Below are 14874 nucleotides of genomic sequence, written 5' to 3' on the forward strand. Positions count from 1 at the left end.
TAGTTTAAGTACAATCATTCCCAATCTATCAACGATTTCAGTAATTTCTATAAAAATCTTTTTAAACCCTGAATTACTATATCAGGTCTATCGAGATGAATACCATGGTCACTTCGGTCTGCTATGATAAGTTTTCCTTTAGTAGATAATTGAGATAATCCTATTTGCAGTTCTCTCCAAACTTTTTCATATTTTACTGCCTCTTCTTTTGGAATATTGTATTGAACAAAGGCATTGACCGAAGCCTCTATGTCTCTTGCAATAACTGTTAGTGGAATGTTAGGGAATTCCCCAAGTTCTTTTATACTTTCACTACTTGATTCCCAGTTTTGGAACTCTTCTGCAACAGTTTTAAACATATCAGGACTGGTGATAAATTCCTCAAATCTAATCACTTCACTCTTGGTAAGTATGGCGTGACAATCATCAATTGACTGATTATAAAGATTTCTAAGTTCCTCTTTTGATTTAAATGAATTGTCCAAATTACTTTGTACCATTTGGTCTAACGATATAAGAGAATTCATTACTGGAATATCAAGATTATATAAACGATTAAAGTTTGGTGAAGTTGAATCCAATAAAATTAGTCCATTAACTTTGTCTGGGAAAAGCATTACATAATGTAACGCACATAGTCCTCCAAAAGAATGTCCCATTATAGTTACCTTGTCCTTTATACCTAATGATTCAATAAATTTGTTTAACTCGTAAGATATATTTTTAGTTGTCCTTGGATTTATCGAAATTCTACTACTACCGTAACCAGCCCTGTGATACAAAATTATAGTAAAGTCTTTCATTATGTTTTTAACAAAGGGAAACCAGTTGTAAATTGAACTTCCTATTCCTATTTCTAAAAGGAGAATCTTCTCCCCAGTACCAAAAACTTTATATTCTAAATCTAATTCAGAGTTTTCTAATTTTTCCAATTCTACACCTCTTTTTAACCATACTTTTTTCAATATCCTTCTTCAACTAACCTACCCCAGTTTAAGTTTAATATTTCACAAACTAAATCGCTTCATGAAAAAACAACCCTAGCCTTTTACATAGCCTTTTATAAAAAAAACGATATGGAATGAGTATCTCTAGAGGCACTTCTTATTTTCTTTTAGTTGCTTTAGTAAATAAATACATAGTGGGTTTATATAGTCAGCCTTATGAAAATCACTTAATAATAATCTATTAAGCCCTGTACTGTTAAATGGAATTGTTTCTACTCTTTTGAATTCTGGAAGTTCTCCTTTACTATATAATTCATTTTTATAATGTTTATGTATTGCTTTTACTTCTTCAGAAGTTAAATCAATGGTTACTCGATTTATTAAAACTAATGATTGGCCTCCACGTTTTATTAGCCATGGACTTAAAGGTGACAAACACCATATTTTAGTAAGGTTAATACCTAGCTCTTCTTCTATCTCTCTTATTATATTTTTGTGTATATTAATACGCCCTTCTTCTAAATCATTTTTGTCTAAGCCACCAGCAACTAATTGAATTCGATCCGGATTGGCTGTTCCTTCATTCATATGACCATAAACTAGATGTTTGTCCGAAGTAAGGACAAGTGTAGCAGGATAGACAACAGTGCAGTCGTACTCCGCTGATAACTTCATTTTCCTACTATAAAGGAAATGGGCATAATCCGTATGGATAAGGGAAATAATTAAATCATTTTCATCTTCTTGAATTTGATGAACAGTAAAGACCTCCCCTCTGCTAAAGGTGTTTTGTCTGTTGATCGTTTCCCAGTATTGATTTACTTTTGACTTAATTTCGTCTGGTAAGTTTATTTCCTTTTCTAAGACACTGATTTTTATATTGCTAGGTGACGTTTCTAAACTAATAGTATTGGAAAATGTCATATGTTCCCCCTGATCATAATATTATTTCGTTCATCCGTATATCTGAGCTTCTTGATATAAACCATTTTCATCAACATCTACCACTATCGTGTGACCCCAGAATAAGTCCCCATCGTCATAATACAATTCGGCGTTTCCCTCACAAAAAATTAAAATCCCTTGTATATTAATTCGTTTTTTAAATTCATCTTTACTGATTATTTCGCCTTCATTCCACACTTCATTATGTAGTTTTAATAAATCCCCTGCTATTTTTTCTTTATATGATTCATTCATTATTCTTATTTTCCTAAAGGTATTTTCGGCTAATTTAAATACTAGTTCTTTATCATATGACTCAGGAGAAATAGTCATATCTATAAAATAATCAGTCTCTATTTCAATTTTTCCTTGATAGTTTCCTGTGTCCTTGTCATAGGCCAGCACATCAAAATTCAATCCACTGTTCATATTTACACCCCTTTATAGTAAACCCTCATGAAATTGAGTATTGTTTGCTTTCACATTTCATCACCCTCTTTAATTCTACAAAGCTAGTAAAAATCCTTTCTTTATAACTATCCTTATTTAGTCTGGTTTGCTTTATCCAGACCAAAGGCTTTGTAAAAGTTAAAGAGTCAATATTTGTAAGATGCCAATGTATTTGAAGTTTTACACTTAAACTAATAGTTCAGTTTGTGAGTAAATTGCTCAGCATTAGAAGGGATGGATGGATCATTAATATAGATAATGATTCGCTTTTTTCAATTATAATTATTTGGGGACTACCAGCTTTTATAGTTTTTAGAGGTTATTTAAAAATGCATACGGATGATAGAAAATCTGCAATGAATGATTTTAAATCTTGCCGTTTTATAACAACCACTATTAACAACAAAAACAGCAAGCCAAAGTTTTGAGCTTGCTGTCATCATACTTCTTTTATTTTTAAACTCTTGAATAAATTTTATAAATAGCAATTTACCATTCTAATACGAACAATTTCTTTATATTGATTGTAGCGGGAGGAGGGAGACAGATAAGACATCACGACCACGCGCGTAAGCGATGGGTGATGGCTTATCGCTCCCCCGCGGAAAGTGTCCGACTAGAGCGGAAATCAATTCTCCTTTACTATTAAAAAAGCATTTAACCTTTATGATTATCTTTTAATTTGTTCGTGTTTTTCTTTAAAGGTAGGAATTATTAACTTAAATACAAATAGTCCTCCCCTTCTTACCCTTACAATTAACAACAAAAAAGCAAGCCCAATGTTTTGAGCTTGCTGTAGTCTGCTTTGCTTTTATTATTTCTTAAATCCTTATAAAACCTTTTCTAAAAACTCTTTTGCACGCTCTGACTTTGGAGAGCTAAAGAATTCGACAGGAGGGGTGTCTTCGACTAAAACTCCACCATCCAAAAATAAAATACGGTCTGCTACTTCTTTTGCGAAGTTCATCTCATGTGTCACGATGACCATTGTCATACCTGATTCTGCTAAGTCCTTCATAACAGCTAGAACCTCTTTTACCATCTCTGGGTCTAAGGCCGAAGTTGGCTCATCGAACAACATAACAGAAGGATTCATTGCTAACGCACGGGCAATTGCTACACGCTGCTTTTGACCGCCTGATAAACGATTTGGATATTCCGAACGCTTCTCAAAGAGTCCGACTTTATGTAAGAGGTCATCTGCAACAGCTATTGCCTCTTCCTTTGATTTTCCTTGAACATTCATTGGTGCATACGTTAGATTTTCTAAAACCGTTTTGTGAGGAAATAAATAAAAATGTTGAAATACCATTCCTACATTTTCACGTACCTTCATAATATTAGTTTTTTTATCTGTTACAACATCATTGCCTATACTAATCACACCACTAGTAGGCTCCTCCAGTAAATTCAAGCAACGTAAAAAGGTTGACTTCCCTGAACCAGAAGGACCTATTATAGCGATTACTTCCTGTTCCTTAATTTCAGTGGATATATTTTTTAAGACTTCATTTTTTCCAAATGATTTATATAATTTTTCTACTTTAATCACTTCTACTCATCCTCTTTTCTAGCTTTTTGCCAAGGAATGATAAAATAAGTGTAAGGATATAGTACATCACTCCGGCAATCATTAATGCCTCTAAGTAACGATAAGAAGATCCACCCACGACGTATGCACGGCGCATAATGTCTAGTGCACCAATTACTGTTACAATCGCTGATTCCTTCGTTAATGTGATAAATTCATTCATAAGGGAAGGCATGATATTTTTCATCGCTTGAGGAAGAATAATATCCTTCATCATCTTCGAATAAGGTATACCCAAAGCTAAAGAAGCCTCTAACTGCCCCTTATCAACAGCATTAATCCCACCACGAATAATTTCAGAGATATAGGCACCTGAATTTAATCCAAATGCTATAATTGCCGCTGGCATTGGATCTACCGTAATATCAAAAAGCTGAGGAATCGCATAGTAAATAATCATTAATTGTAATACAAGGGGAGTTCCTCTGAAAATAGATGTATAAAAATCTGCTAATAGACGTAATACAGTTATTTTCCCTATTTTACATAGAGCTAACAAAATCCCTAAAATTAAACCTAAAATTGTGGCTCCCACAACTATTTGAAGTGTAACACCTATTCCTTTTGCAATATAAGGAATAGAGGGAACGACTGCAGAAAAATCTAACATATCGTTACCCTCCTTTCTATTCAAACTATTATATTTTTTATCTATATTATTCTGCTTCTACTACAAACCATTTTTCTCTAAGCTCGTCAATTTTTCCTTCTTCAATTAACTCATTAATAGCTTTATCAAACTTCTCTTTAAGCTCACTGCCTTCAGGGAAAACTGCTGCTTTAGTATCTATTTCTTCTACTACTATTGGGAAGTAATTTAAATCTTTGTTACGCTGTGTATAATTTTCAGCTACTACATCTTCTATAACAGCTGCATCAAAACGCTTTGTCATTAGCTCTTGAATAACCTCTGGGATTAAGTTACGGCTCTCCACTTTCATGTCTACTGTTTCTGCTAATTCATTTGCTAGCTCTTCTTGAACAGATGAGATTTGAACTCCAACTGTTTTACCAGCTAAGTCTTCCACTGTTTTAATGCCACTGTCTTTTTTAGTCACTACCATTTGTACTGTTTCGTTGTAAGGAATAGAAAAATCTACAACTTCATCGCGTTCTTCTGTTGGTGACATTCCTGCTAATACGAAGTCTAATTTACCTGCTTGTATCGCTGGGATTAATCCGTTGAAATCAATGTTTTCTACTTCAATCTTATATCCAAGTTTTTCAGCGATTAAATTGGATAGGTCAATATCAAAGCCAATAATCTCTTCGCTCTTTGTTGGATCGATAAATTCAAATGGTGGATAGTCAGCTGAAGTCCCCATTTTTAATACTGGTAATTCCTCAGAAGGTGCAGAACCCGATCCTGCATCCTCTTTCGCATCGTCTTTAGTTCCACAAGCAGCTAGTAAAGCAATAATCATTGTAAGCATGATTAGAAATAACTTGTTTTTCATAATGTTTTACCCCTTTATCTATTTTATTTTTATTTCGTTTGTATATCGAATAATTGCTTTTTCAAGCATTTTTAAGCCATCATCAATTTGTTCCTTTGTTACCGTTAATGGAGGAATCATACGGATAACTTCTCCAACGTTTCCACAAAGATAGAAGAGCACGCCTTCCTCTAGTGCATAGTCAAGAATTTTCATAACAGCTTGTCCATCTGGCTCTCCAGTTTCTATATTAGAGATTTCGATACCGATCATTAAACCGACAGAACGGACATCGCTAATGATTGGATATTTCTCTCTTAGCACGTTTAGCTTTTCAGTTGCATATGCTCCTACAACTTTAGAGTTTTCTACTAGGTTCTCTTCATGGAAAATTTCTAGTGTAGTTAAGGCAACTGAACAAGCAATGGGATTTCCACCGAATGTTGTCCCATGCATTCCTAATGGCCACTTCTTCATTAATTCCTTAGAAGCAACGGTTGCACTTAAAGGTAAACCAGACGCAATTCCCTTTGCAATGGCCATAATATCGGGAGTAACTTCGAAATATTGTGCAGCAAACCATTCTCCTGTTCGTCCGAAACCAGTTTGAACCTCATCAAATATTAATAAGATTCCATGCTCATCGCAAATTTCTCGAATTCTCTTCACCCATGATTTAGGAGGGATAATGTAGCCACCCTCACCTAGTACTGGCTCTAAAATAACGCAAGCGACCTCTTCTGGAGTTACCTGGTGCTTAAAGAGTCTCTTAAAGTCTTTATCTAGCTGCTCTACACAATATACTTCTGGATCCATTCCCTCTGGACAGCTCTTCGCGTCTGCATAAGGAATCTGGTAGGATAAATGAGATGGCTGCAAAAATTTTCGATACTTACTTTTAGACGTTGTTACGCTTAATGCACCAAGTGAGCGACCGTGAAAGCAGCCCGTAAATGAAACAACATACGGTCTCTCTGTTACAAACTTGGCTAGCTTTAATGCTCCCTCGATAGCCTCTGTCCCACTATTGGCGAAAAAGAAACAGTCTAAATCTCCTGGTAACACTTCCCCAAGATTTTTGGAAAGCTGTAGAATCGATTCGTACATAATAACTCCTGAAGGCCCATGAACTAATTGATCCGCAGCATCTTTAATACTCTGAACTACTTTGGGATGACGGTGTCCAGTATTTGTAACGGCAATACCTGAAGTAAAGTCTAAATATTTCTTTCCATCCGCTCCAAAATAGTAGCAGCCTTCCTCTTTTACTATTGGAATATTAGGATGATCCTTTGCCATACTCGGTGCTAAAAAATCTCCCATATTATTATATAAATTTAGCCAGTTATCCATCTTATTCACCCTTACTTTTCATCCACTATCAGATAGCTATTAATTTTGTAATCTGTTTTATTCCTAGCTAATGGATTTTTCTAATATTTATATAATATATGCCTTTATGTATAATTATACAATAGGTAATTAAGGGAAATTAAAAGTTTAAATTTCTCGAATTTTCAATTTAATGAATTTGGCATCACTCTAAGAAAAAAAGATGAGGCGGATACATAATCAACCTAGTTTCAGGCACTTGAAATAGTACAGAGATTTACTTTATATAGAGGGAAACATTAGTGGTTCGCAGCTAATCTAGGGGACAGGCGCGTGGGAAAGACTACTGGCTCAGGCCACGTGCCCCAAGGAAAGTGTCAGACGTAGCGGAGAAACTACGGCTATGAAGTAGACAAAAAAGCCCCAAAAATTTTTCGGGGCTGCAAGCCTCATACCTTAAATATGCTCAGTAACTTCTCTGTTCAATAACCATTGCCCATTTCTCTCTTCCCAATCCTCTATTGTAAAGAATCGAGTCAACTCTTGTCCGTTCTTTTCAATAATCATTTCATAAAATACAACGAATCTGTTAGGATCACGTTGTCTAATAATACGATGCTCAAATCTTTTCTTTGCGCCCTGCAACGCTTCCACTGACTCTCTCATTCCCTGTATAGCTTCGGGACGGTCAAAGAATTCTGGTCTTTCCACATGACTATTAAAAAAAGTAACATAGTAATTATTAGTCATGATTTCAAGACCTGCAGTATCCCCTGAATACATCGCTACGTTCCATGCCTCAATGAAGTCATCGTGTGCTTTTGAAAATTGTTCAATTGACGTTTGAAATAGATCTGCCATCATATTCCCCCTATGATTTTGTATTCCATTCACGATTCAACATGCTGTAAAGAAGTGAATTTCTCCACCCATCGTCTAATAGGATATTCTCTCTTAGCAGTCCTTCTTTCTTCATACCTGCTTTCTTTAAGACCCTTTCAGACGCACTATTTCTTGCGTCACAGGTGGCATATATACGATTAAGTTTTAGTTCATTAAATCCATAATCAATTAAAATATTGGCAGCTTGAGTAGCTATACCCTTTCCCCAAAAATCTGGATGTATTATATAGCCTATTTCTCCACTTTTGTTAGATAGGTCTATATGAAATAGCTCACCTGCTCCTATCATTTTGCAGCTTTCTTTATCAATAACTGCAAACACGTACCTATTTCTTTTTTCCTTCTTGGCCTCTGCTAAAACTTCCTCTAAATAAACTTTAGTGTCCTCGAAACTATTTGGTCCCCATGGCTGGTATTTACAAGCCTCTTCTTTTGATGCATACGAATGAATATCTATCAGATAGTCATCTGTCATTTCAGTTAAGTATATGGTGCTATTTCCTAGTCCATTCTCCATTTTAGAAATCTCCTATTTCTATTACTCTTTCTTTATTTATTCTCTTTAACCTACTGTTTTCCCTTTAATCAACCTAGCAGATTAGTCTTTTTGTGCATATGATATTGTAACTAATTTAGGAGGTTGCTTCATGTCAAATAAATACCTAGATTTACTGTCTTATTTTGGGATTGGAAGTGCGCATCCAGGGGGATTTGGATTAACTCAATTTATATTAGGGAAAGAAAAAATTCAGGCAGCTCAGTCAGTATTAGATATAGGCTGCGGAACTGGAAAGACCTCCGCTTTCTTAGCTACAACATATGGTTGCAAGGTAACTGCTGTCGATAATCATCCGGTTATGATTGAGAAGGCGAGAGAAAGGTTTAAACCATTGGAGGCTGACATTCACCTAATCGAAGGAGATATTACGTGTCTACCATTAGAAAGCGACTCATTTGACATTATTATTTCTGAATCGGTCCTTGTATTTACGGATATTGCACTAGCTTTAAGTGAGGCTGCTCGTCTATTAAAAAAGGACGGAAAGCTACTGTTGATTGAAATGACGGGAGCTTCTAATGCTTCTGAGGAAGTAAAACATAAAGTGTTGGAGCTTTATGGGATTCAACAGCTGATTGATGAGGAAGAGTGGAAAGAAATTTTAAAAAAAGCTGGTTTTTCACATATAGAGATATTAGAAAACCCAGCCGATATGAACCCAGTAGAAATTGAAGACATGAATCCATCCAGTTATATTGACATGACACTATATGACGTCTGGGATGAGCATAATCAATTTTTAACTGATTTTGGAAACATGATAGGCTATAGAATTTTTAAATGTCAGTTATAAACAAAGATTAAGGCTTTGGAGCAAAATCAGATCCATCTATAATTTCCTTAGTTGGTTTGTGATATAATTCGCCCTTTGGAAACGGCCCATGATTTTTTACGTAAGTATCGACTATTTGATAGCCTATATTGTAGCCTATCCACTTTGGAAAATAGCTTCTAGGACGACCAAATAAAAATAGCTGATGATTTTTTACACCTTCTAACCCTAGGGATGGTACGAAACGGTGCTTCCATATCTCGGTAGCATCCGCGTAAGGATAAAGCGCTATCCATGGGGCTAGCAGCTTTTCCCCGCATTCCTCTTTTACAGCATACTCTCCCAAGCCTTCTATAATCAAAGAGTCTGCCAACATTGTTTGGGAAGGGGTAAGATCTAAGAAATTTAATCTGCATACGTGATTATATTCATGTACTAAGGTCGCCTTTATCTCTTCTTCTGAAAGGTCCTTCGATAAAAATAAAAATAACGCTTTTTTATAAGCAACACCATTTTTAACAGGTAAAGGCTCTCTTGTCTGACTTGATCCTTTTAATTTTATTGGGAATATATAAATCGGTACCTTTGGACCACCCCACCGCTTTCGTAACCGTTTGTATTCGTTGTTTACTAATTCCCAAACCTTCCTTTTTTCTAGCTCTCCTACAGTTTCTGATAAGCCTTCCCATTCATTTGGCTCAAATAATCCGTATTGTAAAAGCTCATAGTGTACAGCCTCTCTAGTTTCATTCGGGAAGACCTCCATTAGGGGTTCACATAGGATTTCCCCTTGCCGAAGATAGATTTCCTTCCCATCTTTCTTCTCGCATGCTTCTATAAATTGATATAACCATTTAGAGGTTCTAATGACAGCCAATATCTCATCCTTTTCTCTTTATTCTTTCGTATGTTCGATTTTCTAAAAAACTTATGTCTATAGTGCATAGACGATTGTCTACCGTGAAAATTTTCATACGGCATATGTTATAAAACATACTTGTATGTAATTTTTTGAGAGAGGGGGACAAAAAATGAGTCAAGCACAAGTTTATAATTTATGCTGTAAATATCATGGACAAAGAGTACGAATCACGGATAAACAAGGAAAAGTACATGTAGGAAGAATTACTAAAGTAGATCAAAACATGGTATGGATTCGTCCTGAGAAAAACCTTGGAGGATATGGATTTGGTTTCTGGGGCTTCGGACCAGGCTTTGGTGTTGGTATTGCATTAGGTGCGATAACTGGTATTGCGTTAGCTGGTGCCTTTTTCTGGTAATACTTCTCGTTTGCATTTCTAATGGGAATAGGCTCGGACCTATTCCTTTTTTCATTTTTGTCAGACTAGGATAGTTCTATGCTTACCTAACAAGCTCTCAACTACTTATATAAAAAGCACACCACAAAAGTGGTATGCCTTAATGTTATAGTATGCAATTGTCTAAATAAGTTACCTAGACAGCAGTAAATCCTCCATCAATTGGTACAACAGCACCATTTATATATTTTGCCTCACTCGTCAACAGGAACGCCACTAATTCTGCAACTTCCTCTGGTTGTCCTAAGCGACGTTGTGGAATACCCGCAGAGACCGTTTTAAACAGCTCAGGATTCGCATCTCTATATTGTTTCACCATAGGAGTTTCCGTTGATCCTGGTGCCACTGCGTTAATCTGAATACCTTGGTTTGCATATTCTGCTGCTATGGATTTCGTAATTCCAACGATACCATGCTTCGTTGCCGAGTAGCTCACAACTCCATCCTGGCCTACTAATCCCGCTGTAGACGAAGTATTAACTATACTACCTCCACCATTCTTAATCATTTCAGGTAAAACATAGTATAATCCATATAAAGCCCCTCGAAGGTTTATATCTACGACGAGGTCGATCTGTTCAATCGAATTGTCCAAGAATTTTTTACCTGGCCCAGAGATACCTGCATTGTTAAAGAACATATCCACTGTTCCGAAGGTTTCCACTGTTTTTTCTACATACTTTTTAACCTCTTCAGCCTTCGTTACATCGGCTTTGATAAAGATGGCCTTAGCTCCTTTTTCTTCTACCAAACGAACCGTTTCATTTCCTTGCTCTTCCGAAACATCGATAATACTAATGTTGATGCCTGACTCAGCTAATTTTAATGCAGCCGCTCTTCCTAGGCCGCCACCTCCACCTGTAATAATTGCTGTTTTTGTTGTATTCATTTAAATTGCTCCTTTCTTCTACACCTGTCTATCTTTAATAATTCCCTTTGTTATTGGAATAAAACATTATTTCGCAATAGAAAAAATTAGAATAAATACTTTTAAATTCCACACATTTGTTACATTCAACTCAACATTCATATATAGTTAATAGATGGAATATTTAGTTTTTTATTTAAATTTTAGGCGATTATTTAAAATCTTTATAAAAGACTTTTATGGGGGGTGGAAGTAGTTGGAAATATTGCTATGGATTCTTGGTTTAATCATTTTGTACGTAGTCATTTATACAGCAGTGAGGGATGCCATGGATAAATCAGAGGTCGGTAAAATTATCATTAAAAGGTTCTGAACAAAAGATGAGCTAGTACCATTAAGTGATCTAGAAATTGAAAAGGAATTAGAAAACGAAGAAAGAAAATAAAGCTACGATGTTAGAATAAAAGAAATTTCACTGTTCTTAAGGAGGGATACTAGATTTGGCTGACTCAGCTATTACTAGAACGCTAGAGATTGGTGGACTAACAAAATTTCAGCTTATTCAGAAACTCGAAAACCATTCTATTAGGCTGAATGAATACGCAGAAAAACTACTATCTGCTGATAAATTCTCTCCTTCTAAAAATAAGTACAGTGTTACTACGGTTACACTAACCGTCAGAGAACTTGGTTTCCGAGAAGGAGCCACAATGCCTCAAATATTTAAACGAGCGAGCGAAGTAGGTTTAAATCTCTGTCCACTTGAGGTAGGTCCTTACCTAAGGTTAGAGTATCTAGACCAACCTGAAGGACATACAAAGATTCAAGTCCCGCAACAAGCTCCCTCTGGCTCTCTCACAGTAGCGTCAGAAATAGTCAGTGAAGACGATGATTTTCCTAAAGGCTTTTACCTTAGAAACATCGACGGAGTATTATGGTTACGCGGATACATCGCAGATGATTTACATGTTTGGAATAGTAAGGATCACCTTATCTTTTGTTACCAATAAAAAGAGACCCCCTAGTAGTAAAGGGGTCTCTAAAAATTTATTAAACAATCTGCATACTGAATGTGCTTTATCACCGTTCATACGGTTTTATCACCGTTCGTGGAGATTTATCACCGTTCGCCTGGTTTTATCACCGTTCACGAGGTTTTATCACCGGTAGATTGTTTTTTTTAGGATTGGATCACTTACCTCCTGCTTTTTCTAAGCCAGGGCTTGCTCTAAATCTTCTATTAAGTCCTCTACATCCTCGATGCCTACAGAAATGCGAACTAATCCATCGGTAATACCTAATTCTGCTCTTCGTTCACTCGGAATAGAGGCGTGAGTCATACGGGCAGGTACGGAGATTAAGCTTTCTACAGCTCCTAAGCTTTCCGCAAGAGTAAAGTATTTTAGCTTCGCCAACAGCTCATCTGCTTTTTCTGCACTTCCAACGTCAAAGGAGATCATTCCTCCAAATCCTGTAGCTTGTTTTTGCATCAGGTCATGGCCTGGATGAGAAGAGAGGCCTGGATAAAATACTTTTCCGACTGCATCGTGATCATTTAAAAACTCTGCTATTCGTTGGGCACTTTCATTATGCTCTTCCATACGTAAGCCTAGTGTTTTAATGCCTCGCATCAGCAGCCAGGAATCCTGAGGTCCGAGCACAGCACCGACGGAGTTTTGAACAAAATGCAGCTCACTCGCTAGCTTCTCGGAATTAACCACTGCAAGACCTGCTACTACGTCACTGTGGCCTCCTAAATACTTTGTGGCACTATGCACAACGATATCTGCACCAAGTGCGATTGGCTGCTGGAAATAAGGAGTCATAAATGTGTTATCCACAATAGTTAAGAGCCCTTTTCCCTTTGCATATTTTGCTATAGCTTCTATGTCTGTTACCTTCAATAAAGGATTTGTTGGAGTCTCCAAGAAAATAGCCTTTGTATTTTCTTGAATAGCTGCCTCGACATTAGAAAGATTCCCTGTATCGACAAATGTAGAATCGATTCCAAAGCGATTCAATACTTTAGAAATCACTCGGAACGTTCCACCATAAACATCGTCAGTTAATAGGACATGGTCCCCCTTACTGAAGAGCATCATGATTGAGCTTGTCGCAGCCATTCCTGAAGAAAAGGCAAAGCCTGCTACTCCACCCTCTAAATCACTGATTAAAACTTCTAATGCATGACGAGTCGGGTTACCCGTTCGTGAATATTCATAGCCTTTAAATTTACCAACGGCTTCTTGCCTATACGTACTCACCTGGTAAATCGGTGTTGATACGGCACCTGTTGCTTCATCTCCAACGATTCCTGCATGAATAAGCTTTGTTTTTGCGCGCATTTATTTATTCCTCCTTGAATAATTCATATACCTTCTGGCTCAAATAGCGTTCACTAGAGTCCGGAAAGATGGTAACGATATGACTTCCCTCTAATGCGACCTCTGCTTCCTTCATTGCTGCGTAAAATGCAGCACCTGAGGAGCTTCCCACCAGTAAGCCTTCTTTTTCTGAGAGTCTACGCAACTCTGCAAAGGCTTTCTCATCACTAACGGTATGAATTGCATTGAAATAAGATGAGTCCATAAACTCTGGTAAAAATTCCATGCCTATTCCTTCGGTTGCATGAGAGCCAGCTTCTCCACCATTTAAAATGGAACCTACAGGCTCTACGATTACTGTTTTAATTTTTTTATTACGTTCCTTTAAAAAGGTGGACGTGCCCATAAAGGTTCCACCCGAGCCAGCTCCAGCTACAAACACGTCAATTTGTCCCTCTAAATCTCTCCATAGCTCTGGACCAAGTGTATGCTCATAAGTTTTCGGGTTAGCAGGGTTAGAAAATTGGGAGGGCGAAAAAGCACCTGGTGTGCCTTTCACTAGCTCCTGCGCTTTCTTGATAGCCCCTTGCATACCTAATGCTGTGTCCGTATTTATGACCTCGGCACCCAGTGCGCGCATAAGGGTCTGCTTCTCGAGACTAAACTTTTGAGGAACTACAAACTTAACCTTATACCCCTTCCCAATTGCTGCGAGTGCAACACCAATTCCGGTATTCCCTGCTGTAGGCTCTATGATTGTCCCACCAGGAGTAAGCTTACCGGATTTCTCTGCATCCTCGATTAACGCTAGACCAAGACGATCCTTCACGCTACCACCTGGGTTTAGGTATTCAAGCTTTGCAAATATGCGGCAATTGTTAGGAATAGATATATTATTTATTTCTATTACGGGTGTATTTCCTATCAGTTCTTGCACGCTATTAAAAATATTCATTTATGCTTCCTCTTTATAAATTTGTCGCCATTCATCTTTTTTAGAAAGCATTTCAGAAGCAATTTCTTTTGCTCCCTCTAAACTATGGCTAGCTGCCCACCCGCACTGTACCTCATTACAAGCCGGTACCTCCGTTGCTTGCAGTACATCCTCTAACGTCTTTTCAAGAATGACAAGAATCTCATCATAATCCTCATGATTTATGACTGATAAGTAAAAACCAGTTTGGCAGCCCATTGGACTTAAATCTACGACTTGATCCGTATGGTTACGAATATTTTCAGCCATTAAGTGCTCCAGAGAGTGTAACCCTGGCATATCCATATGTTCTTTGTTTGGTTGTTTAAATCTAATATCATATTTGTATATTTCATCGCCATGTTTTCCTTCTTTTGTTCCTGCTAGGCGTATAAATGGTGCTGCTACTTTTGTGTGATCAAGGTTAAAGCTTTCTACGTTCATTTTTTTCATTA

Annotated in this window: 17 protein-coding genes; 3 read left to right on the forward strand and 14 right to left on the reverse strand. The window is 37.0% G+C overall.

Annotated features, from left to right (window positions below):
* Window positions 1–47: 47 nt before the first annotated feature.
* The 9 genes from NSQ95_RS14505 to NSQ95_RS14545 all read right to left on the reverse strand — a co-directional run bounded on the left by NSQ95_RS14505 (window position 48) and on the right by NSQ95_RS14545 (window position 8121).
* A complete protein-coding gene (locus NSQ95_RS14505; protein ID WP_340882566.1) occupies window positions 48–932 on the reverse strand; it encodes an alpha/beta fold hydrolase in 885 nt (294 codons plus the stop codon).
* Between the two features lie 159 nt (window positions 933–1091).
* Window positions 1092–1871 (reverse strand): hypothetical protein, encoded by a 780-nt coding sequence (locus NSQ95_RS14510; RefSeq protein ID WP_340882563.1) that lies wholly within the window; start codon window positions 1869–1871, stop codon window positions 1092–1094.
* Window positions 1872–1901: 30 nt separating this feature from the next.
* Window positions 1902–2321 carry a DUF2262 domain-containing protein gene (locus NSQ95_RS14515; protein ID WP_340882561.1) on the reverse strand — a complete coding sequence of 140 codons (420 nt, stop codon included), beginning with the start codon at window positions 2319–2321 and terminating at the stop codon, window positions 1902–1904.
* 850 nt (window positions 2322–3171) lie between these two features.
* Window positions 3172–3894 carry an amino acid ABC transporter ATP-binding protein gene (locus NSQ95_RS14520; protein ID WP_169360232.1) on the reverse strand — a complete coding sequence of 241 codons (723 nt, stop codon included), beginning with the start codon at window positions 3892–3894 and terminating at the stop codon, window positions 3172–3174.
* Complete coding sequence (locus NSQ95_RS14525; protein WP_169360233.1) at window positions 3887–4543, reverse strand: amino acid ABC transporter permease; 657 nt, start codon at window positions 4541–4543, stop codon at window positions 3887–3889. Before NSQ95_RS14525 ends, NSQ95_RS14520 begins: the two co-directional genes overlap by 8 nt.
* Window positions 4544–4589: 46 nt before the next feature.
* Window positions 4590–5390, reverse strand: coding sequence for a transporter substrate-binding domain-containing protein (locus tag NSQ95_RS14530; protein ID WP_342559861.1), 801 nt, complete (start codon window positions 5388–5390; stop codon window positions 4590–4592).
* Between the two features lie 18 nt (window positions 5391–5408).
* Window positions 5409–6722, reverse strand: coding sequence for an aspartate aminotransferase family protein (locus NSQ95_RS14535; RefSeq protein WP_340882553.1), 1314 nt, complete (start codon window positions 6720–6722; stop codon window positions 5409–5411).
* Window positions 6723–7157: 435 nt separating this feature from the next.
* On the reverse strand, window positions 7158–7562 hold the full coding sequence (locus tag NSQ95_RS14540; RefSeq protein WP_169360236.1) for a hypothetical protein: 405 nt from the start codon (window positions 7560–7562) through the stop codon (window positions 7158–7160).
* Between the two features lie 10 nt (window positions 7563–7572).
* Window positions 7573–8121 carry a GNAT family protein gene (locus NSQ95_RS14545; protein WP_340882549.1) on the reverse strand — a complete coding sequence of 183 codons (549 nt, stop codon included), beginning with the start codon at window positions 8119–8121 and terminating at the stop codon, window positions 7573–7575.
* Between the two features lie 130 nt (window positions 8122–8251).
* Between NSQ95_RS14545 and NSQ95_RS14550 the strand changes: the two genes are divergently transcribed.
* Window positions 8252–8956 (forward strand): class I SAM-dependent methyltransferase, encoded by a 705-nt coding sequence (locus tag NSQ95_RS14550; protein WP_340882547.1) that lies wholly within the window; start codon window positions 8252–8254, stop codon window positions 8954–8956.
* A 7-nt stretch (window positions 8957–8963) separates the two neighbouring features.
* On the opposite strand, the gene NSQ95_RS14555 is transcribed toward NSQ95_RS14550, so the two are convergent.
* Window positions 8964–9812: a DUF2268 domain-containing putative Zn-dependent protease gene (locus tag NSQ95_RS14555; RefSeq protein ID WP_340882541.1), complete on the reverse strand. Its 849-nt coding sequence runs from the start codon at window positions 9810–9812 to the stop codon at window positions 8964–8966.
* 154 nt (window positions 9813–9966) lie between these two features.
* Between NSQ95_RS14555 and NSQ95_RS14560 the strand changes: the two genes are divergently transcribed.
* A complete protein-coding gene (locus NSQ95_RS14560) occupies window positions 9967–10215 on the forward strand; it encodes a hypothetical protein (RefSeq protein WP_340882539.1) in 249 nt (82 codons plus the stop codon).
* 175 nt (window positions 10216–10390) lie between these two features.
* Here the strand turns inward: NSQ95_RS14560 and NSQ95_RS14565 are convergent, their stop codons facing one another.
* Window positions 10391–11143: an SDR family oxidoreductase gene (locus NSQ95_RS14565; RefSeq protein ID WP_340882537.1), complete on the reverse strand. Its 753-nt coding sequence runs from the start codon at window positions 11141–11143 to the stop codon at window positions 10391–10393.
* Window positions 11144–11622: 479 nt separating this feature from the next.
* Between NSQ95_RS14565 and NSQ95_RS14570 the strand changes: the two genes are divergently transcribed.
* On the forward strand, window positions 11623–12132 hold the full coding sequence (locus NSQ95_RS14570) for a helicase (protein ID WP_342559862.1): 510 nt from the start codon (window positions 11623–11625) through the stop codon (window positions 12130–12132).
* A gap of 201 nt (window positions 12133–12333) precedes the next feature.
* Here the strand turns inward: NSQ95_RS14570 and NSQ95_RS14575 are convergent, their stop codons facing one another.
* From NSQ95_RS14575 to NSQ95_RS14585, 3 genes are read right to left on the reverse strand one after another with little or no spacing between them, the layout of a single operon-like run.
* On the reverse strand, window positions 12334–13467 hold the full coding sequence (locus NSQ95_RS14575; protein WP_342559863.1) for a bifunctional cystathionine gamma-lyase/homocysteine desulfhydrase: 1134 nt from the start codon (window positions 13465–13467) through the stop codon (window positions 12334–12336).
* A gap of 4 nt (window positions 13468–13471) precedes the next feature.
* Window positions 13472–14401 carry a cysteine synthase family protein gene (locus NSQ95_RS14580; RefSeq protein WP_340882532.1) on the reverse strand — a complete coding sequence of 310 codons (930 nt, stop codon included), beginning with the start codon at window positions 14399–14401 and terminating at the stop codon, window positions 13472–13474.
* Window positions 14402–14872: an S-ribosylhomocysteine lyase gene (locus tag NSQ95_RS14585; RefSeq protein WP_340882531.1), complete on the reverse strand. Its 471-nt coding sequence runs from the start codon at window positions 14870–14872 to the stop codon at window positions 14402–14404.
* Window positions 14873–14874 lie beyond the last annotated feature (2 nt).

Origin of the sequence: Psychrobacillus sp. FSL W7-1457 (genome assembly GCF_038593405.1) — a bacterium.
Lineage (GTDB): Bacteria > Bacillota > Bacilli > Bacillales_A > Planococcaceae > Psychrobacillus.

What these genes read in the sequence shown, in the direction of transcription:
- NSQ95_RS14510 (WP_340882563.1), bottom strand. Translation starts at nt 1,871, where the DNA reads ATGACATTTTCCAATACTATTAGTTTAGAAACGTCACCTAGCAATATA.
- NSQ95_RS14515 (WP_340882561.1), bottom strand. Translation starts at nt 2,321, where the DNA reads ATGAACAGTGGATTGAATTTTGATGTGCTGGCCTATGACAAGGACACA.
- NSQ95_RS14525 (WP_169360233.1), bottom strand. Translation starts at nt 4,543, where the DNA reads ATGTTAGATTTTTCTGCAGTCGTTCCCTCTATTCCTTATATTGCAAAA.
- NSQ95_RS14530 (WP_342559861.1), bottom strand. Translation starts at nt 5,390, where the DNA reads ATGAAAAACAAGTTATTTCTAATCATGCTTACAATGATTATTGCTTTA.
- NSQ95_RS14535 (WP_340882553.1), bottom strand. Translation starts at nt 6,722, where the DNA reads ATGGATAACTGGCTAAATTTATATAATAATATGGGAGATTTTTTAGCA.
- NSQ95_RS14540 (WP_169360236.1), bottom strand. Translation starts at nt 7,562, where the DNA reads ATGGCAGATCTATTTCAAACGTCAATTGAACAATTTTCAAAAGCACAC.
- NSQ95_RS14545 (WP_340882549.1), bottom strand. Translation starts at nt 8,121, where the DNA reads ATGGAGAATGGACTAGGAAATAGCACCATATACTTAACTGAAATGACA.
- NSQ95_RS14550 (WP_340882547.1), top strand. Translation starts at nt 8,252, where the DNA reads ATGTCAAATAAATACCTAGATTTACTGTCTTATTTTGGGATTGGAAGT.
- NSQ95_RS14560 (WP_340882539.1), top strand. Translation starts at nt 9,967, where the DNA reads ATGAGTCAAGCACAAGTTTATAATTTATGCTGTAAATATCATGGACAA.
- NSQ95_RS14565 (WP_340882537.1), bottom strand. Translation starts at nt 11,143, where the DNA reads ATGAATACAACAAAAACAGCAATTATTACAGGTGGAGGTGGCGGCCTA.
- NSQ95_RS14575 (WP_342559863.1), bottom strand. Translation starts at nt 13,467, where the DNA reads ATGCGCGCAAAAACAAAGCTTATTCATGCAGGAATCGTTGGAGATGAA.
- NSQ95_RS14580 (WP_340882532.1), bottom strand. Translation starts at nt 14,401, where the DNA reads ATGAATATTTTTAATAGCGTGCAAGAACTGATAGGAAATACACCCGTA.
- NSQ95_RS14585 (WP_340882531.1), bottom strand. Translation starts at nt 14,872, where the DNA reads ATGAAAAAAATGAACGTAGAAAGCTTTAACCTTGATCACACAAAAGTA.